Below are 20,595 nucleotides of genomic sequence, written 5' to 3'. Positions count from 1 at the left end.
CAAAGGGCGGATTTCACATGTGAAATGAATCACTCACCTTCAAAACAAGCGCAGGATCATGCTATAATATTATAAAAATGGAGATGACTAGTGATGAGTGAGTTGCTGGATCCTCGAAATGACTTTGTATTCAAACGAATCTTCGGTAGTGAGGAAAATAAGGATGTACTTCTTGCTTTTCTTAATCGCACTTTCGCAGAAGCTGGCGAACAGCCATTAAAAGAGATTATCTTGCTCAATCCGTACACTGATAAGGATGCTCCGCTCGACAAACAGTCTATTTTCGATATATGGGCTAAGACGGCTACTGGCAAACACATTAATATTGAGATGCAGCTGTTCAATAAATATGACATAGAAAAACGTACCTTGTACTACTGGAGTAAGCGGTACTCAGGCCAGCTTCAGGAAAGGCAAACGTACAAAGAGCTAAAGAAGTGTGTCACGATCAATATCCTTAATTACTCTCTATTGGAATCGTCACGTTATCATCATGTATTTCATCTGCGTGAAGACTATACAGGTATCCAATTAACCGATGATCTGGAAGTCCATATTATGGAGTTATCCAAGCTGGACAATACCTCTATACCAATAGAGGGCGGCCTTTTGAACTGGTTACTCTTTCTCAAAGGGACAGATAAATCGAACTGGGAGGTGCTGCAAATGAACGAACCGACATTGAAGAAAGCAATGACTACCCTAGAGTTCTTAAGCCAAGATCGCGAGGCACGGCGTCGGTATGAGGAAAGGCAAAAGTTCCTTCACGATGAAGCCTCAGCATTGGAGTGGGCGGCAGAAAAAGGGATGGCCCAAGGTATGGCCCAAGGTATGGCTCAAGGTATGGCTCAAGGTGAGCGCAACAAAGCCTTACAGATTGCCCGGAATCTGTTATCTATGGGGATGGAAATCAAAGTGATTGCCCAGGCAAGTGGATTAACGGAGGAAGAAGTTCTAGCACTGAAATCTCAATGACAATAAGACACTATATATCACACAAGCCACTGTCATAGGATTAACCTATTCACAGTGGCTGTGTTCATTTCGCGGGCCCTTGTTCAGCCTTTCCGACCCGCACAAAATACTACATCATCTACTTTAACAGTGCCCGCTTCAGTAGTTGGATCACACCCTCGGCCTTCTGCAGCTGTTCATCATTATTATTAATGATTAGATCACACTGCCCCAGACTTTGTGTCTCCTGATCAAAGCCCATGAGACGGCGCTCGACCTCCTCAGGAGAGCTCTGGCGCTCCAGCAGTCGCTTGTGAATCTGCTCCCGGTCTGCTGCGATGCCAATTAGAAGCGTCTGGTCAGGGAAAAGCGCCTTAACCACTGCTGCCCCCTGTGCATCCATAACAGTAGAGACGGTCATTCCTCCCTCTATGGCCTCTTGCAGTGAGCGAAGTGAAGTTCCGTATAGCTCCCCGTGATAGGTAGACATCTCTGCCATACCACCTTGTCTGTACATGAACTCCAGCTCTTCTCGCGTAGCGAAGAAATAATGCTGTCCATGCTTCTCACCGTCTCGAGGTGGTCTAGACGTCCAGGTGACTACACGCGGCAGTCCCAGCATAGCCTGAAGCGTGCTTTTACCCGAAGCGCTTGGCCCTTGAAAAATAACAATACGATACATGTACGTCCTCCACATTCCTGAACTGCTTCTATTCCCGTCTTTAAAAATATCAAGATCGTGTAACAGCATTCTCCATGAAGAGGTCTTTGTTACACAGTCACTTGTGTGTCTGTCTCACTTCTCGCCTAACCGATGATATCCTGCTCAGGATTCCAACTGCAATACTGACAACACCTCGCGAACCAGCGGCTTCAGCGGATGTCCGATCAGGTTCCCCCTGTGATCCACCTGCCCTTTCACAGCATCTACCATAGATAGCTGAGCTACAGAGATTCTACAATCAGGCTTCTGCTCTAGCAGCAGACGAATACGCTCCGATATAACGGCATCATACGTTTCCTTGTCTCCCTGCATAAGGAGTGGAAAGGCCCCGTCAATGACCTCCGTCTCCACCTGCACAGTCTGACCTGAACGGACGGCATATTGCTGTAAACGGTTCATCGTCCCCTCTACCGTCTCGGGGTTGGTGAACAGGAGTAGCTGAGGGGTATTTATACGGCAAAGCTCCACAAAATAAGGCTCATCAATCGTTAGAATCGGAATATCACTGGATATGGGATCGCTGAGCTGTGACAGCAAAGCAGCATAGTAGGTACAGGTGATTAGAATTGCATCCAGTTGGCATCGCTGCATCCAATCCAATTGCTCCCTAACACGCCGCTTCGCCCCCTCATCACCCGGATCACGCTCTGGGTCTGAGCTGTATACAAGCCCTGGGTCTACAAAATGCATCCACTGAATCCCTTTATCGTGAAATGCTTCTTCAATATAGGAGATATTCGAATAGTGAGCATGCAGACAGCCCATTCGTTTCATCTTGCCTCTCCTCCTTCTTAATGAACTGAACTGGAGTTTATTTTAGCATAGCTGTGTAAGGTCGAAGAGAGAAGAAATCCTGTTATCCAACCCAGATTAATAGAAATTTGAAGAAAACAATTGACCGACGTCCAATAAATGGTTATATTTGTAACAATCATAAGGAAAAAAATTACATATGAATTTGATGATGGATTGAAGATGAGGCTCCCTTACATAGTAGCGTTTTTTTAGTTAAAAATTTAATAAATTATTCCAAACGTATATCTGGACGATCATCAGATCCTAATGTTAAGCTTTAAGGGGTGGTTATATTGGCACAGGCAACCACGATTCGCACAGAACTTGAGAACTACATGGAGTTGAAAGCACTTAATATTAGTCAACTGGGAAAAATTTCAGGCCTTAATCCAGGAACGATCAGTTCAATTCTAAGCGGTAACAAAGTGATTGCCGTGGACCAGCTTGACCGCATTACCACCGTAATGGGGCTGGAGCATGGGCATTTTTACGAACAGTACATTGAAGAATGTCTTATTAACGCGCCACTGAACTGGCGGAGGATCAGACCTTTCCTGTATCGATGTGCTGAGCTCGGCAAGCTGAGCTGTATGGAGAAGGCTGTGGCCCTGCTGATTGATAATTTGACGTACTCTCCATTATTGTTCGAGACGGCCGAGGATTTCTTTCAGGATAACAAGCGTGAAGCTGCGGCAATCCTTTACGATGTCGTTGCCTCCAGTGAGCGCAGACAGCATTCAGAGCGCCTGGCTCTGTGTCAATATCGTCTCTTCTCCTTAAGATTGGGAGAGGATCATTCCAAGAATCTGCAAGCCGCCATTCAGTTCGAGCCGTTCGTGGAGCGTCTGGATGAAATTGATCAGTTGGATGCACTCAAGGATCTGGCTAATACCTATCGTTCCTTACGGCGGTGGGATAAGGTTGAAGAGGTCGCCAAGGAAATGGGTAGAAAAGCAGAAATTTTATATTTCATGTCTCAGAGTTCTAGAAGAAGAAGATCCTTGGACGAGAAGAAGCCGAGTAAACTATTATTCACTTATGTTGCCTATGCCTATTTGCTTCAAGCAAATGTCTACGATGAAACAGGCGAGTATAATCAGGCTCTTCAATATATTGAATTATATGCTGATTTAAGCTGGGTTAAGGAAGATGACCCCGATACCTTACACGCGATTCGACTTTTTGAATCTTGGGCAGAAAATAATAGACTGGTTGTTAGATTATTATCTGGAGACCTCAGTATATTAGATGAATATGTTCAGAGTTTTCGCTCACAAAATGACGAGTTGCTCACCGGATTACTGAATATTTCTACTGCAGCTAATCGCCATAATTTTAACATTGATTATATTTTGGTTGAATTTATTAATGATATTTCCGAACTTATAACCACCCAAGAGACTAACCAGCGTTACACGACCAGAACAACATTTGACCGTTATATTGAGCTTATGGTTGAATTAACCAAGTACTATTTAAATAGCGGTAACTATGCTCCCGGTTTTAATAGTTTAATTTCAGGCTTATCTAATTCAGTGTTTAGAAATAAAAAGGATTGTATCCTTCAATTCATTAAACTGTTTGAGCAATATAATAAATTTGCATCTGAAGGCATTCGTGAAAAATACAGTAATATAATAAGTAACATGAGTGTTTAATCTACAGAAGGGGTTGAATGTATTTGCTAAAAAAAGTAACTGTAATCCTCGTAACGATATGTTTTGTACTGGGGTTCAACACACCAATAAATGGACCTATTTTCAAACCTAACTCCCATCATGGGGAATACTAACTTTCTAGAATAGATTTTTTTGAATGTTTAATAACACTCACAAAGTTTTTAGTCTGCTATTCCATACACCACAATTACATTTTTTTGAAATAGACAGGTAATATGAGAAGTAACATCTCATATTACCTTTTTATTTTATTTATGAGAGTAATTAGCACCTACAAGGCACTTTGCAACGAGGTGACAGGGGGGATATCGTGACAAGCTCTACGATCATTCTTACAGAGTTGCAACGATTCATGAAAGAACGGGAATGGAGTATCAGCAGATTAAGCAAGGAATCGGGTATCAATGCAGGCACACTCAGCTCACTTATTAACGGTAATAAAATTATGGCTGTCGATCAGCTTGATCGGATCACCACAGCAATGGAGCTTCCTCTCGGTCATTACTACGAAAGATACATAGAAGAGTGTCTAGCTGGTGCACCTCTGAACTGGCGCAGAATGAAGCCTTTTCTCTACCGCTGCGCATCACTAGACAAGCTGGAATGCATGAAGCTAACAGTGTCTCTTTTAATGGATAACCTGATATACTCCCCTCTTTTATTTGACACCGCAGAAGACTTTTTCCGAGAAGGCAAGCAGCAAGCAGCTCTGATCCTCTATAAAAATGTAGCAGCAAGTGAATGCAAACAACATTCAGAGCGTCTAGCATTATGCCAATATCGCATATTTACTTTGAAGCTGGGCAAAGATCAGGCCCAAAACCTGCAGGTCGCTCTACAATTCGAGCCCTATGTGGAAAAACTTGAAGAAATTGACCAGCTTGACGCTCTAAAGAGCTTACTTAACACCTATCGCGCCCTACGCGAATGGGATAAAGTCAGTGAAAATGCTGAGAAATTACTGTACAAAGCAAAAATCATGTATTTCAGTCATAAACATTTACATGATGCAGAAGCAATTGATGATAGCAGACTCAGCAGACCGCTCTTCTTCTATATAGCCTATGGGTACCTGATGCATGGCTCTGCATGTGAAGGACAGAAAAATTTCAAACAAACATTACTATACGTAGAAAAATATGCTGATCTGAGCTGGGTTCGTGAAAGGGACAGTGATACACTATACTGGATGGGCCTATTTAGGAAGTGGTCCACGCTGAATACACTGATAACAAAGCTTTTTATGGGTGAGTTAAAGTTGTTACCCGAGTATGTATCATACATCGAAACAAATCAGGAAGAGTCGCTAATTGGACTCATTAACATACTTAAAGTAGCCAATCTCTTTGATTTGGATGTGAACCTAATTATTGACCAATACCATTCTGACATTCTATCTGCCATCAAAGAAATAGCTCAACAAATTTATTATGAAGAACATATCTTGGACCTACATGTACAGCTGTTACTGGAATTAGCAAAGTACTATCTTCAAAGGGGAGTACACACGAGTGGCAGAGAATATTTGCTAAAGGGCATTTCAGAATCTCTTGCCATCAATAATCGGAACACACACATAATACTCTGCGAAATCGTCCAAGAGCTAACAGAGTCCATGATCAGTCAGCAATCACCATCGACTTTAGCATAACCGCAACCTATGCTGGTGAGTAAAAACGGGCTCTGACATAGTACGTCCATTAGATCCTTTTCCTGCCCAAGCGCCCAAGGTTATTACTTTAATACCTCTACCAAACGGAGAGACTCTTCTTATTACCTAGTTCCCGGCAGACATTCCAACCTGCAACTGGATATGTAACATGTCCAAATTATTTACACCCAGATATAGACATATCCCCCTAAACTAAGGATGTGGGATTCTAGCTACTGATAGATACGGCCCACACACACAGAATAACCCAACAGAAGGAGGTGTGTAGGGTTGATCCATCAGAAGTCCTTGCAGCAGAGCATTGATGTAGCCCGACAGCAGCTCTATAACTTGGCCAAGCACTATGATCTGAGTCACCCGATTGTGTTGAAGCAATCCATGGTGTTGGACGAGCTTATTAATAAATACAATCGCTTGACTTATAAACGGAGTCCTCGCCCGCTCAGTAACAACAACGAGATTCATGAAGAGAGTGCGGCCTATACACTATCCTATTCGAAGAGCTATTTGATGCCTACCACATGACCATAGTCTGTTCAGCCAAACGAATCCTATATCATAGACAGTCAGATGTCCGCTATTAATCCCATGTGGGAGCAACGTCCCCTTGTTCATCTGGCTGTTTTTTTGTGCTGTCTTGCGAACCTCACTCCAGTTCACGTATATCCATAGCCCTCTCCACTTCCCACCTTTGGTGATCTCATGCATCTATCGTTCTCGCATCACTCCGCCCCAACTCCATACATAACGCCCTACATCTTCAACAATTACTCAACTTACCTTCAGTCTATATTCAGCTTCGCAGCCGATGAACTGCTCTGTGGGCGCTGCAATAGGGCGTTGAATGTGAAAGAGGATAGACAACAAACCAAATTGATTACGCTGAAAGGAAAGGGACTCCACTATGTCTATTAGCACCGACTATTACCGTAATCTTTTATCTTACACAACTACAGAATACGGGAGTGTAAACCATGCACAGAAAAACTCTCCTACACTGCCTCCCAAGCCTGCGGGACAAGAACAAGGAAATCACGACTCGCTGCAGTTAAGTGTAGAATACACCGAACACACGTCTGGAGAGCAGGCCATTACTCCAACAGGTACCTACAGCAGGCCACCACGCCCGGAACCGCTGACCACGGATCAGGAGAAATCCTTGCTCAGCTCGATCCAGCAAGCTATTGCAGAAGCCTCAACGTCCAGCTCGGTCACAGGGCAATCTTCCAGAGGAACAGAAGAGGAGATCGATCCATTTGCGGAGCTGCAGAATATTTTGACGGATTTTGATGCCTCGGTAGCTACAGATGAGGAAGTATCCGAGCTGTTTGATCAGGTTATGGAGCTTATGGAGAGCCTGAGACCACAGCCACCAATGAAGCAAGCAGAGGAAGAGGCAAGTGATTTTAGCGGGATTCCTTCGGAACTGTTAGCCATGAACGGTATGCTGCCTCCGTTCGTCATGAATCTCAACTCTGCCTTCGCAGATCAGGACAATGATTCCAGCAAGCTGAGCACAGAGGACAAACGCATACTACTGTCAGAGCTGAGCGAGCTGGATACAGCAGCAACAGATGAGGAGATTGGCGCCTGGTATGAGGAGCTGACGAAGTTAATTCAGAATTCCACATCTAGCACAGAGCTGTAAGCACCAACGAGTCTATGCAGCTAGCCCACACCGAATGTCATATGCAGCATCAATGAGCACCAGCATTGTCTCAAGAGATGAGGAACGTATGCAGGCTTTGTCCGAATCTTTAGCGAAATACCAATTTGAACGATTAAGCTTCGAGACAAATGTGTGGTTGTTTTAGGAATTTCTATAAGGAGGGATAAAGGATGATCGTCAGAAATTTTTTGGAGGCACCGCTGAGAATCGCCAGCAGCCATCAGGGCAAAGGAGAGGTGAAATCCGTCAAGCTGTTCGGTGAAGAGGATTATGACAGTAAGCTACAATTTTTCTACTACATGGAGCTTCCCCCTGGCACGTCTATCGGCTATCACGAGCACAAGCAAAATGAGGAGGTGTACGTGGTTCTGGAGGGCCAGGGACGAATGACGGTAAACGGGGAGGAGAGGGATGTAAAGCCAGGAGATGTGATACTGAATAAACCGAATTGGAGTCACGGGCTGGAAAATGCTTCAGACTCTATTGTTCGGTTGCTGGTATATGAGGCAAATTGCTGAGTAGTCAGCTTCGGAGGCACAACCGCAAGTGCAAGCTCCGGTGTATCTTGCCTAGGTGGGTATCTGCACCTGGAGTTAGCATTTAAGTCGGAACAGTGAAAATCCTTAGCTTTCATTAACCTTTGGGCACCTTCCAGCGTAGGCTACATAGCAGACTGAATGCAAAAGGAGGCTCATGATGCTCCAGGCAATAATCGGCCATGCCGCCTATGCGCCGCGCAGTACATCGGAGGATTATTTTCAATGGTATCGTAATCAGGTCATCGGCCAGCACCACATCTTCGCGACGCCATACGGGAAACAAAGATTGCTATATACTGACTGGACGGCCAGCGGACGACTGTATCGTCCAATCGAAGATTACATGATTCATGACATAGGACCGTTAGTTGCCAACACCCATACAGGTTCGAATCTTACCAGCGCAGCCATGACAGATGCCTATCATGAGGCTAAGGCCATGATTAAGAGACATGTCCATGCAGATGAACAGGATGTTATCCTGTTCGCTGGAACAGGAATGACCGGTGCAGTTCACAAGCTGCAGCATCTGTTGGGCTTGAAAAAAACGCCGCTCCTGCCTCTGGCGTCTGAGGATCTTCCGCTGATCATAGTCACACATATGGAGCATCATTCGAATCAAATTTCCTGGGCGGAGACCTATGCGGAGGTGTGGTGCCTTCCACCTGGACCAGATGGATTAGTCGATCTGAACGCTCTTGAGGACGTGCTTCACCAGCACCGTGAGCGCAAGTATAAGATTGGTGCTTTTACAGCCTGTTCGAACGTAACAGGTCTCCGCACTCCGTACCATGATATGGCCCGCATCATGCATGAGCACGGTGGCATTTGTGTCGTAGATTTCGCAGCAAGTGCACCATATGAGACGATTCGCATGCATACAAGTAATCCGCTGGAGCAACTGGATGCAATCTGCTTCTCACCACACAAGTTCCTCGGTGGCCCGGGTAGCTGTGGCGTGCTGATTATGAATTCCAGGCTATACACCAGTTCAATACCGGAACAGCCCGGAGGTGGAACTGTATCGTGGACGAATCCATGGGGAGAGCATCGCTATCTAGGTGATATTGAAGCGCGAGAGGACGGAGGAACACCGGGCTTTCTGCAAGCTATCCGTGCGGCACTGGCAATTCGTCTGAAGGAGCAGATGGGTATACGTCACATCGAACAGCGTGAGCGGCAGCTCACTACACGACTGCTTCAAGGGTTGAGTCGTATCAGCCGAGTCTCTGTGCTGGCAGGACAGCATAAGGATCGTGCAGGTATTGTATCTCTACTGATTGAGGGAGTTCACTATAATCTGGCTGTACGTCTACTGAACGATCGCTTCGGGATTCAGGCACGAGGAGGCTGCTCATGTGCTGGCACCTATGGACACTATCTGCTCCAGCTTGGACCATCTGAGTCTAAGGCCATGACAGACCAGATTGATCAGGGCAACATGTCGCTCAAGCTTGGCTGGGTGAGAATATCACTGCATCCAGTGATGACAGATCAGGAGATCGAATACATTTTATCCGCGATTGAGGCAATCGCAGATCACGGCGCACAATGGCAATCAGACTACGTATATGACGCAAGCACAAATGAATGGCAGTACTACGGGGATTCCGATCATCAGGGACAGCCAGTGAGCATAGGGCATCCGTTATCCTTGTTAAACGCATTTTAGCCAAAGATAATCCTACCTTATTACTGATAGCCCCTGAACATCCAGATCTGTTCGTGAATGGTGTTCCAGCTCGGAAATGACAGTATCAATGCATGGGTACTGCTCCCATTGCTCCAGCTGAAACACCATAGCTCCGGAACGAACAAGAATCTGTATATGATGTCCCTGGCTGTTAATATACTCCACCTCCATCAGAGCCGCCTTCAGCCGACCAATGAGCAACTGTATGTAATCCTCATTCATCATAGGACATAGAATGACGAACCTCCCCTCTCCTATGAAGAAAGTGTAGTCATCGAATCTTAGCTCCCTCTGAATCGAATTGGATAGATCCATCAACAATCGTGCACAGCCTACAGAATCTAGTGGCTCCGTATCGGCTGGCTGCGGCCTTACCTTGAACATCATGATGCACAGACTATAGCATTCAGGAAAGCGACGTGCCAGATTGGAGTGCCTCATGACAGCCTCTTGTAACGCTTCCTTATTGCCCAGATTCGTGCATAGCCTGAGACCTGGGCTGGTTGATTGCGGTCCGTATAGACTCTCTGTTGGAGATTCGCGGCGCAAGAGCGATTGTATACGAGATGCGATGATTGCATTTCCCGGAATAAGGAGCAGCCAGAACAAGTTCCATGCACCGATGTTGTTGTATGAGACAAGCCAGATTGGATAGGCAATCAGGAACATCCCCACACAAATGATGGTCCTGCGTACAGAAAGTAACAAGCCAGCGACCAAAGCCACAAGGCTACCTATCAGAAGTAGTAGCTCCGTCAACTGATAGGCACCATGGATACGGCTATGCAGATACAGCGCTACTTGCTGCAAGCTTGCAATACTGATTAAGACAACGTATGCCCAGACGGCTCCTCGCGGTACACTTCTCTTCTTCATAGCTACCACCTCCTGCTATTTTCCCAGCGCCCTCTCAGCCAACAACGGAAGCAGATTATCGAACATATGTGTATTCTGATCAAATACATAGCCTCCAGCATAGGCACCATGATTCGTACGGAAGGTAATCATACGGGCGTATAACTGCTCAGCCCATGGACGGTCATTCATATCCAGCGCCAAAAGAATGGCCAGCCCATAGACAGCCGGAGATTCATACTCCACCTGCGCCTGCAATGTGCCTGCCGCATAGCGCCCCTTCAATCCCCCATGCTCTGCGAACTCACGCTTCATGAATTCTATGAGCGCCTCTGGTCTACGACCAGCCTCCACCATGTGGATGCCTACAATCAGCTGGTCAATCAGATTCACCTCGTCCGCGTACTGATATTCCCCGCTTAATACATTGAAGGTTCTAGGGAAGAAGGTCCCATCCTCCGGTAAAGTTAACAGCATCTGCTCATACTGGTTGTATTCCTCCTGTCCAATCCATCCCTTGTCCCGCATGCCGCGCAGGGCAACCGTGTCCACATAGACAAGACTTAACGTCTCGGGGACATAGCTATGCTTGAAATCATTAAAGTCAACAAAATAGCCCTGGTTACGTACCTGTTCATGCAATGTCTTGGATATCACTTCAGCAGTCTGCTCGTAAGCTCCTCCTTCCTGCTCCCATAGACTGGAGGCCTCTAACAAAGCACGGATGATTCGAAAATCATCTCCCAGAGCATTCGTATTCACGGTAGAGCTTCCATCCGGCTCCAGCTTCCAGGTCACATACTTCTGATCGTTCAGGAAGCGATCCATTAACACACGATAACTACTCTCGAAGAGCTGCTGATCCTCCTTCATGACTGCGTATTCCATCCACAGTCCCAATGACTCCGACAATGCCTCTCGGCCTGCAGGGATATCTGGATGCTCGGATATATCAGCCTGTAGATAGGAGGCCAACGTGCCGTTCGAATTCGTCATATGCTTCAGGATGAATTGCTCTGTGGAATGCGAGGGCTTATCAGCCATGCTACTATACCCCCACCATCCAAGAGCTACGCCTACCATGACCAGCGTCACTGCACCTGTAAGTCTAAGACTGCTTGTACGCCTCTTCATCTCTAGCAATCACATCCCTTAGTTGTCATGTCTTTATTGAATCACTGCATATGAAAAATCCAAAAAAAGAAGCGCGCCCATCGAGGTACACGCTTCTTCCTCTGCCCGCCCCTTAACCGGCTGTTACTTGCTTGCGATCTGCTGCATCCTTCTTCATCTGTTTGCTACGAAGCTGTCCACATGCTGCATCGATATCCGTACCATGTTCAAGCCGTACCGTGCAGTTAATGCCGTTCTTCTTCAGAATATCATAGAATGCAACAATAGATTCCTGTTCGCTACGCTGATATTGGCTGTGCTCATCAACAGGATTGTAGGGGATAAGATTAATACTAGAGCTTCCACGACGAGGTGCAATCAGCCGTGCCAATTCGACTGCATCCTCTCTACGATCGTTCACATCCTTGAGCAGGATATATTCGAACATCACCCGGCGCTTCGTACGCTCTACATAATAATCGACAGCCTCCATCAGCTGCTCGATCGGGAAAGCACGATTAATCTTCATAATTCGTGTCCGCAGATCATTGGTAGCAGCATGCAGAGAGATCGCCAAGTGCACCTGCAGGTCACTATCCGCGAATTCCTTGATCTTCTCTGGCAGACCACTTGTTGAAACCGTTATACGCTTTGGCCCGATAGCCAAGCCCTTGTGATCCTTAATAATACGGACGAAGTTAGATACATGCTCAAAGTTATCCAGTGGCTCGCCAATTCCCATCACCACAATGTGAGTGACTCGTTCATCTTGTCCACGCTGATCCAGATACAGCTGCACATTCATCAGCTGCTCCACAATCTCGCCTGCCGACAAATCCCGACTCTTCTTGATGAGACCACTGGCACAGAAGCTACACCCGATATTGCAGCCTACCTGTGTCGTTACACAGACAGACATGCCGTACTTTTGCCGCATCAGCACCGTCTCAATCAGATTGCCATCCTGTAGTCTCAGGAGGAACTTGACCGTGCCGTCTCGCGATTCCTGCTTCACATGCTCACTTAGCGTATGCATGACGAACTGCTCTGACAGCAGCTGTACAATCTCTGGCTTAACCTCTGTCATTCGTTCAAATTCCGTAACTCTCCGGCGGTACAGCTCTTCCCACACCAGTGTGGCCCAGAACTTGGAGTGTCCGCGCTCACCCAGCCATCCCGTCAGCTGCTCCATCGTTAATCCATATATAGAAGGCTTATTCATAGCTATCCTCTTTTCAATCTCCATAATGATCCTCGTATACGACAATTTCAAGCCACTTTATCACAAACACTACTTGCTTTTTGCCCTATTGCTCATTGTCCCAAATTTTAAAGATGAACACAAGAGAGAAAGCATGGGGATTCCTGTTCAGAATCGGTTCAGTGACCCTCGTTACAATAGTCCTTAAGTCTTGTGGCTTATAGACCAACTAGAGAAAGGAAGTCGAGAATGAACAGGAATTTCCTGAATGCAAAAAAAGCTGTATCGATGATACTCGCCTGTCTATTAGTCCTTGGTGGTATACCTGGATTCAACTTGGGAGAAAACCGTGCTCATGCAGCTACTGACACATGGGTTGCACTGGGTGGCGCGGGCTTAAGCGCCGGACAAGCCGAATACACCTCAATTGCCTTGGATTCTCAGAATAATCCTTATGTTGCTTATAAAGATATGGCTAACGGTGGTAAAGCAACGGTCATGAAATTTGTGAATGGCCAGTGGGAAGCCGTGGGAGGACCTGGTTTTTCGTCGGGCGAAGTAAATGAATTGTTCCTGGCCATCGACAAGCAAGATACGCCATACCTTGTTTATCAGGATGGGGGCAACAGTTATAGACTAGCGGTTAAGAAATTCACGGCTGGTCAATGGGAATCTGTAGGGAGTGGCAACCTCTCGCCAGGTGCAGCGAACGGTATGCAGATCGCTTTCGACTCCGCAAATAATCCCTACGTACTCTTCAGAGATCACCCGAATCAGCTTAGAGCTGTAGTCATGAAGTTCACAAATAATGCATGGTCTACCGTGGGTGGAGCGCCAGTAACTACAACCCATGCCAATGAGATGGCTCTCGCTCTGGATTCACAGGACACCCCTTATGTAGTGTACAGTGACGGAACAGACAATTACAGATTGTCCGTTAAGAAGTTCAACGGTACGCAATGGAATTACGTGGGGGCTAACAAGCTCACAGCCGGTCAATCTACGAATCACGCGATCGCAATCGGCCCCAACGATGTTCCTTATATTGCTTTTTCAAATGGAGACGCTTCTTATAAAATTGCTGTATTAAAGTTCACTGGAACCCAGTGGGAGACTGTAGGAAACAGTGGCTTCTCTATGGGTGCCACGTTTTACAACACAATCGTTTTCGACTCGGAAGGGGCCCCTTATGTTGCTTATGGTGACAACGGAACCATGTTCATGCAGCCGCCTTTCGGAGCTATCAGAAAGCTCGTCGGGAATCAATGGCAACCGGTTGGAGGAGGTAACTTCTCAGGAGTTTCTAACGGTAGTCAAGTGCAATATATATCGTTTGCTCTTGATTCCAACGACATTCCATATGTCGCTTACAAGGATCAACCAGCTGGTCAGAAAGCAACCGTGAAGTCACTGGTTACCCAATATAATGTAACTTACAACAGCAATGGTGCTGATGCAGGGATTGTACCTGTAGACAACAATAGCTATTCCACTGTGTCCCCTACAGTCACGGTAGCTGGAAATACAGGGAATCTGGAGAAAGCTGGCTATACCTTCGCGGGCTGGAATACAACAGCAGATGGAACCGGCACAAAGTATAATCCAGATAATACGTTCACAATCGATAATGCGGACGTCATCCTCTACGCCCAATGGCAAAATGCGGATGCAACTGTAACCTTCGAAACCAACGGAGGTACGAGCATCGATAGCCAACAAGTAAGCTATAACCATGCTGCAGTGGAGCCTCCGTCTCCTGAGAGATCCGGCTACTCCTTCTTCGGCTGGTACACCGATAGCGAACTGACTCAGGCTTATGAATTCCATACGCCAGTGACTAGCCATATCACACTGTATGCGAAATGGAAATCGGCTTCCGCGATCCTATCTGGCTTGAGTGTCGAACAAGGTACGCTAGAGCCAAGCTTCACGCCTGAAGAGCTGGATTATCAAGTCGATGTGGCTCCTGAAGTAACAAGCCTGAAGTTCTCCTTGACCAAACCAGAGCTTAGCCAGACCCTGTCAGTCACAGGAGTGACCTACCAATCCGTAACAGACGAGGTGTATACCTATACCATCTCTGATCTGGTAGAGGGCTTGAATCCTGTGCAGATCAAGGTTACTGCCGAGAACGGCAATAGCAATACCTACAATTTGGTGGTAAATCGCCTTGGCCTAGTTAGCAACAATGCTTACCTGGGCGAACTGACATTGTCCGGTGGTACACTATCTCCGGCCTTCGCCCCGAAAACAGCAGTCTACGATGTGGAAGTCGATAATGCGACTCGCAGCATCACAGTTACTGCAGCTACTGACGACGAGAATGCAACCATGGCAGTGAATGGTTCTGTCGTGACAAGTGGAGTGGCGAGCGAGCCTATTACCCTGTCTGTAGGCAGCAATCCAATTACGATCGTGGTAACTGCACAAAATGGACAAACGAAGACATACATCATTCATGTGACTCGTCAGGCCGTAGCTCCATCACAGGATGCCGCCCTGACAGCCATCACAATTCCGGGACTGAATCTGACTCCAGCCTTTAACCCGGATGTAGAGCAGTACACTGCTACAGTGAACAATGCAACTCGCTCCGTGTTGATTAGCGTTGCTACAGCCCAAGAGGGTGCAAGCATTCTGATCAATGGCACAAGTGGAAACAGTGCAGACATAGCTCTCACAAGTGGTCGTAATACCGTAACCATCGAAGTAACTGCACCAGATGGTAGCACGAAGAAGACCTACACACTGCTCATTACTCGGAGAACCAGCAGCTCTGATGACACTATCAATAATGGTAACACTGGTAGCACTGGAGGCTCATCAAGCACTGGTGGTTCAACTGGTGGTGGTGGAGCAACACCTCCTTCGACTGGCAATAACACAAGCAACAGCGTTCAGGTATTGGTGAACGGACAAGCCGAATCTGCTGGTACGTTGACGACTACTGATGTGAACGGACAAAAGATAGTGACGATTACTGTAAATGCTGAGGCTATTGCCCAGAAGCTGAATTCTGAAAGTCAGGGTACAGTAGTGACGATTCCGGTCTCAGGCAGCGATAGTGAGAATGCAGGTGCAGTCATCGGTGAACTGAACGGACAGACCGTGAAGCTCATGGAGGACAAGCAGGCGGCACTTGTGCTCCAGACCGAAGCAGCAACCTACACTTTGCCTGCACAGCAGATCCAGATCAACAGCTTGGCTCAACAGCTTGGCTTGAACAGCAATGCCTCCCTGGAGAGCATCAAACTGCAGGTGGAGATCGCTCGTCTGAGCAATACTACGGTACAAGCAGCCGAATCTGCTGCACAACAAGGCGGATATACTCTTGTTGGATCACCTGTGGAATTCAACGTTACTGCTACTTATGACGGTAAAAAAGTAGCTGTGAACCAATTCAACAGCTACGTAGAGCGCACGATTGGCCTTCCAGCCAACATCGATCCTAGTCAGATTACAACAGGCATCGTACTTGAGTCTGATGGCAGCGTTCGTCATGTACCAACTAAAGTCACGCAAGTCAATGGCGCATATCATGCGCAGATTAACAGCTTGACTAATAGTGCATATAGTGTCATTTATAACCCGCAAACGTTCGCGGATGTAGCGAACCACTGGAGCAAGACTGAAGTGAACGATATGGGATCGCGTATGATTGTCAGCGGCGTCTCGAACAATACATTCGAGCCGGATCGCAGCATTACACGTGCAGAATTCGCAGCTGTCGTCGTACGTGCACTTGGTCTGAAGCCAGGTGAAGGAAGCAACAGCTTCAGTGATGTGAGCGATAGCGACTGGTATGCAGATGTCGTGAAGACCGCCTCCAGCTACAGCCTGATCGACGGCTACGAGGACGGTACATTCCGTCCGCAAGAGCGCATTACCCGTCAGGAAGCGATGGCTCTGATCGCGCGAGCAATGAAAGTAACCGGACTAGACAGCCAAGTGCCTGCTGGTGCGGTACAGCAATTATCCAGCTACACAGATGCAGCCCAGGTAGCCAGCTGGGCGAAGGAAGCAGCCGCAGCAAGCATCCATACTGGACTGGTCACTGGCCGCGGATCGAACACGATTGCACCACAGCAGTCGATAACAAGAGCTGAGACAGCAGCCATTCTAAGAAGATTGCTACAGCAATCTGGCCTGATTTAAGGTAATAGAAATTCATTACTGACCATGGTCATAGAAATTAGGCCTGTGATACTCATTAAAGATCTATGGGAATATTTGATGATTTTTCAGACTGGCAGTGCGACTCGCACTGCCTTTTTGTTATACACTGGTAATGGATCTAAGGAATGGGTCTAGGAAATAGGTCTAGGGAATCGGTCTAGGGAATGGTTGCTAGTAATGCTTCTAATACTGACCTTTTGTGCCAGGGCCTTGGACCAGCTGCGCAAGCCATTAGATATCGAAAGGAATGATTCAGATAACTGATGAACTGGACAAACGTCTGCATACTCCACAGGAGGAGTACAATCGTATGCAGATTCCTGTTGAAACAAGCCACTCTATCCAAGAAGGAATACAGAAAGCACAGAGTCGACGCAGAACCCGGCAGCGCTGGTTCATCAGCCTCATCGCAACCTCCGCAGCCTTGCTAATCTTCACAGGATGTATTCGCGTGTCTCCTGCCTTCGCCTCCTATATTAAGCAGCTACCAGGGATGGAAGGATTCGTAGCTTTGATCCGACACGATTCTGGAATCATGGATGCAGTTGATCATGAGCTGCTACAGCCGATTGGAGCTACTGATGAGCATGATGGGCTAGCCGTGACAGTAGATGGAGTTATTGCAGATGAATCCCGTATGATTCTGTTCTATACCGTGAAGGGAACAGAGCAGCAGCTGCGCAGCCTAGATCGGGTCGATCTTCGAGATGACACGGGCGAACGGCTCCCCGTATCCTATAGCTATGATCACAATCCTGATAAGACATCCAAGGAATACAGTGATTATGTCGATATGCTGTTCCCGGCAGGCACAACGTTGCCCAAAACGATGTCTGTACAGTTCTACTCCAGCCAAGAGACAAATGCAGAACGCTGGGAGGTCACCTTCCCGGTAGACGTATCGCTCACACAAGGAATGAAACGGAGTATTCCAATAGGACAGACCCTAAGCGTGGATGGTCAACTTATTCACATCCGCAAGGTTATATTGTCTCCTCTAAGACTGCAACTGGATATAGAATATGATGCAGGCAATAGCAAAGAGATATTTAACTTTTCACAACTGGAACTGGTCGATGAAAGAGGACGAAGCTGGAAGAGTGATATCGCATTAACTAAAGGAAATGAGCGCTCCGTTTATTTTGAAAGTATGTATTTTACGATTCCTAAGCAACTGATGCTCAAGGCTTCCGGGATCTCTGCTCTAGACAAAAAATTGCTGGATATCCGTATAGACCCAACCTCTCTGGATATGAAGGGTGGTCCGAATGAGCTCGTGTACGAAGGTTGCCAGGTAACGGGGCAGGATCTTCAAGTACGCTTTTCCCTGGAGCCAGGAGAATTAGCAGAGCAGTTATCTACGGTGTCCTTCAGTACTGTGAAGGATCTGGACGGCACGGAGTACATGATCACGCAAGCTACAGGTTCATTTGATCAGGGAACACGCTCCGAGACCGTACTCACCATTGAAAATGGCGCCAATGCCCACGGTCCACTGCTGATGACGATTAGCACTTACCCTTTACAGATCGATTCGCCTATTCAGCTTGATATTCCCCTAATCGGCAATTGAAGCCTCGAACTAGCACATACATGAAGAGCCTCTGTCCGGCTAGACACCGAACGGAGGCTCTATGTTATACACGACTATACTTTGATATCAATGCTATTCTTGGGTATAGTTAGCGCGCTCTTTTGCTGCTGGTCCATATTCAGGGAAGAAATAAAGCTGTTCCAGTCCTCCACACTCTCATCTCGCACTTGATTGGCGAACTCAAGCTTGGCCTGTGGGCCCACATCCCCTTGCATACTCGGTGCTGATATGAAGCTATGATGCAGACTATTGAAGGCGTTCATCAATCCACTGCGGATATCCTCCGGCTTCTGATTCAATAAACCCTTCATGCTCTCCCACATGATCGTGCCTTCAGACTTCTTGGCAGTAGGGTCTTGTAATTGCTTATCAAACATACGCTTAATCTCTAGTGACATCTCTTCACGAGACTGGAATTTCTCCCGGAACTTAGGATTAATCATAAGCGAAGTTTTATAATCGTTAAATTCTGAAGTCCTCAGTTTATTATTCATTGCAGTATCTACAGACTGAGTGAACTGTTCCTTGATCGCAGAAGACATCGGCGATTGCTGCAAATACAAATCTAGCTTGAGACGTGCAGTCCCGAGCATATTGGCTTCCCATTCGGTATTGTTACTGTACGTATTCAATGCATTGGAGGTCGTATGCACCAACGCATTAAACACCCCTGCCACATCCTGGTAGCTAATGTCCTGGAAAGATGTAGACTCCGTCGCAAAAGCTTGGCTTGTTGCCTGCTTCAATTGATCTCGGAAGTCTGTAATTCCTTTCCCTCCCTGCTCAATAACCTGATTCCACTTGTCTCCTTGCTCTGACTGTAACTTGCCCAATATCTGCTGCTGTTCTTGCAGCATTCCCTTAATGCGACTAGCCAACTGGTCCTTATCAAAGATGGGTGAATCATTCTCAACATTTAAATATTGAGACAAAGTACTCGCTGTTGTCTGCGCAATATCCTCTATTTTAAGTTGAACTTGCTTATCGTACTGTTCAAGACGCTGATTCAACTCGTCTCCTGTGTAACGCTGAAGCAGTTGATCACGTTCATATGCGCTTTTTACTAAAAATCCGCTCACATCATCCTGAAAATTCTTTGAGTAGTCCGTACCGTGAACCGAAGCAAATTCCCTTCCACCAATCCACCGACCTCCCAATGCACGAAGCTCCTGTTGTCCTTCGTCAATCACACTCGGGGTGTAGGTCTCTACTGCGTCCGAAGCCTTGTTACCTGCAGAGGCAAGCGATCTAGTAGCAGACTGATTATTCTTTACTGCCACAGTGCTTGAAGTTGATGATGCATAAATACCGTTCATTTGCATCGCGGACCACTCTCTCTTCAATGAAGTATATGTTATCAATAATATATCGGAAGTAAGCAGTAAATAATTTACTCTGATTCCTAAAAATCTTCATTAAGGCTCATTTGAACGGTAAAAGCAGTTGATCCCAGTAATCTTACGCCTGTACTGAGACCGTCTATAGCCTTCCTAATGGGTTGTTTCGGACCCTGCTGTAGGCCTCAAAATTACCGATTTAACGGACTATCCACCAGTACCGTATGCTTATCGCCATACTCCCGAACAATGTGCTGCTCCCCCCAGGCACAGAGTGAATCGAGAATGGGCTTCAGACTTCTACCATACTCTGTCAGCTCATATTCAACCTTCGGGGGCACCTGGTTATAGGTGATCCGGTTCACAATACCATCCTCCTCCAGCTCTCGCAGCTGTTGGGTCAGCATTTTCTGCGTAATGCTTGGCATCACGCGCTTCAATTCACTGGTGCGCATTTTGCCATGTGTCAGATGACAGAGGATCACACATTTCCATTTTCCCCCGATTACCTCAAGTGTTGCTTCCACAGAAATATTATATTTCTTTCCCAATTCCATAACCTCCATTAACCTATCGCTTTGTCTGTTCTAATAG

The 20,595-nt window shown here is 46.7% G+C and carries 16 protein-coding genes; 9 read left to right on the top strand and 7 right to left on the bottom strand.

All coding sequences use genetic code 11. From position 1 onward, the window contains the following. The first annotated feature begins 93 nt into the window (after nucleotides 1-93). A complete protein-coding gene (locus D328_RS0104980; RefSeq protein WP_018883862.1) occupies nucleotides 94-975 on the top strand; it encodes an Rpn family recombination-promoting nuclease/putative transposase in 882 nt (293 codons plus the stop codon). A gap of 118 nt (nucleotides 976-1,093) precedes the next feature. Here the strand turns inward: D328_RS0104980 and D328_RS0104975 are convergent, their stop codons facing one another. Further along, the gene (locus D328_RS0104975; RefSeq protein ID WP_018883861.1) at nucleotides 1,094-1,636 is read right to left on the bottom strand and encodes a guanylate kinase; all 543 of its coding nucleotides are present in this window, start codon (nucleotides 1,634-1,636) and stop codon (nucleotides 1,094-1,096) included. Between the two features lie 144 nt (nucleotides 1,637-1,780). Beyond that, nucleotides 1,781-2,452: a hypothetical protein gene (locus D328_RS0104970; protein ID WP_018883860.1), complete on the bottom strand. Its 672-nt coding sequence runs from the start codon at nucleotides 2,450-2,452 to the stop codon at nucleotides 1,781-1,783. Between the two features lie 314 nt (nucleotides 2,453-2,766). Between D328_RS0104970 and D328_RS0104965 the strand changes: the two genes are divergently transcribed. The 6 genes from D328_RS0104965 to D328_RS0104940 all read left to right on the top strand — a co-directional run bounded on the left by D328_RS0104965 (nucleotide 2,767) and on the right by D328_RS0104940 (nucleotide 9,704). After that, entirely contained in the window at nucleotides 2,767-4,131 is a 1,365-nt protein-coding gene (locus D328_RS0104965; protein ID WP_018883859.1) for a tetratricopeptide repeat protein, read from the top strand. 331 nt (nucleotides 4,132-4,462) lie between these two features. Then, nucleotides 4,463-5,803, top strand: a complete 1,341-nt coding sequence (locus tag D328_RS0104960; protein WP_018883858.1) for a helix-turn-helix domain-containing protein — start codon at nucleotides 4,463-4,465, stop codon at nucleotides 5,801-5,803. Nucleotides 5,804-6,094: 291 nt separating this feature from the next. After that, nucleotides 6,095-6,349: an aspartyl-phosphate phosphatase Spo0E family protein gene (locus D328_RS28365; RefSeq protein ID WP_018883857.1), complete on the top strand. Its 255-nt coding sequence runs from the start codon at nucleotides 6,095-6,097 to the stop codon at nucleotides 6,347-6,349. A gap of 379 nt (nucleotides 6,350-6,728) precedes the next feature. Next, nucleotides 6,729-7,472 (top strand): hypothetical protein, encoded by a 744-nt coding sequence (locus D328_RS0104950; RefSeq protein ID WP_018883856.1) that lies wholly within the window; start codon nucleotides 6,729-6,731, stop codon nucleotides 7,470-7,472. 191 nt (nucleotides 7,473-7,663) lie between these two features. After that, nucleotides 7,664-8,011: a cupin domain-containing protein gene (locus tag D328_RS0104945; RefSeq protein ID WP_018883855.1), complete on the top strand. Its 348-nt coding sequence runs from the start codon at nucleotides 7,664-7,666 to the stop codon at nucleotides 8,009-8,011. A gap of 178 nt (nucleotides 8,012-8,189) precedes the next feature. Next, nucleotides 8,190-9,704 carry an aminotransferase class V-fold PLP-dependent enzyme gene (locus D328_RS0104940; RefSeq protein ID WP_018883854.1) on the top strand — a complete coding sequence of 505 codons (1,515 nt, stop codon included), beginning with the start codon at nucleotides 8,190-8,192 and terminating at the stop codon, nucleotides 9,702-9,704. Nucleotides 9,705-9,716: 12 nt separating this feature from the next. Here the strand turns inward: D328_RS0104940 and D328_RS0104935 are convergent, their stop codons facing one another. From D328_RS0104935 to rlmN, 3 genes are all read right to left on the bottom strand, one after another. After that, nucleotides 9,717-10,601: a hypothetical protein gene (locus D328_RS0104935; protein ID WP_018883853.1), complete on the bottom strand. Its 885-nt coding sequence runs from the start codon at nucleotides 10,599-10,601 to the stop codon at nucleotides 9,717-9,719. A 15-nt stretch (nucleotides 10,602-10,616) separates the two neighbouring features. Next, a complete protein-coding gene (locus D328_RS0104930; protein WP_026281009.1) occupies nucleotides 10,617-11,714 on the bottom strand; it encodes a glycosyl hydrolase family 8 in 1,098 nt (365 codons plus the stop codon). A gap of 112 nt (nucleotides 11,715-11,826) precedes the next feature. Further along, nucleotides 11,827-12,915, bottom strand: coding sequence for a 23S rRNA (adenine(2503)-C(2))-methyltransferase RlmN (gene rlmN / locus D328_RS0104925; protein ID WP_018883851.1), 1,089 nt, complete (start codon nucleotides 12,913-12,915; stop codon nucleotides 11,827-11,829). A gap of 228 nt (nucleotides 12,916-13,143) precedes the next feature. Here rlmN and D328_RS30140 point away from each other — a divergent pair, with 228 nt between their 5' ends. Continuing rightward, the gene (locus tag D328_RS30140) at nucleotides 13,144-17,049 is read left to right on the top strand and encodes a cadherin-like beta sandwich domain-containing protein (protein WP_018883850.1); all 3,906 of its coding nucleotides are present in this window, start codon (nucleotides 13,144-13,146) and stop codon (nucleotides 17,047-17,049) included. 331 nt (nucleotides 17,050-17,380) lie between these two features. After that, nucleotides 17,381-18,643: a DUF4179 domain-containing protein gene (locus tag D328_RS0104915; protein WP_018883849.1), complete on the top strand. Its 1,263-nt coding sequence runs from the start codon at nucleotides 17,381-17,383 to the stop codon at nucleotides 18,641-18,643. Between the two features lie 74 nt (nucleotides 18,644-18,717). On the opposite strand, the gene D328_RS0104910 is transcribed toward D328_RS0104915, so the two are convergent. Both D328_RS0104910 and D328_RS0104905 read right to left on the bottom strand, forming a co-directional pair. Continuing rightward, nucleotides 18,718-19,986, bottom strand: a complete 1,269-nt coding sequence (locus D328_RS0104910; RefSeq protein WP_018883848.1) for a hypothetical protein — start codon at nucleotides 19,984-19,986, stop codon at nucleotides 18,718-18,720. Nucleotides 19,987-20,192: 206 nt separating this feature from the next. After that, nucleotides 20,193-20,558 (bottom strand): winged helix-turn-helix transcriptional regulator, encoded by a 366-nt coding sequence (locus tag D328_RS0104905; RefSeq protein WP_154658966.1) that lies wholly within the window; start codon nucleotides 20,556-20,558, stop codon nucleotides 20,193-20,195. Nucleotides 20,559-20,595: the final 37 nt, after the last annotated feature.

The sequence above is a fragment of the Paenibacillus massiliensis 2301065 = DSM 16942 genome, from assembly GCF_000377505.1.
Classification (GTDB): Bacteria; Bacillota; Bacilli; order Paenibacillales; family Paenibacillaceae; genus Paenibacillus; species Paenibacillus massiliensis.
The sequence above is the reverse complement of the archived record's forward strand: the minus strand, read 5'-3'. Positions and strand labels throughout refer to the sequence as shown.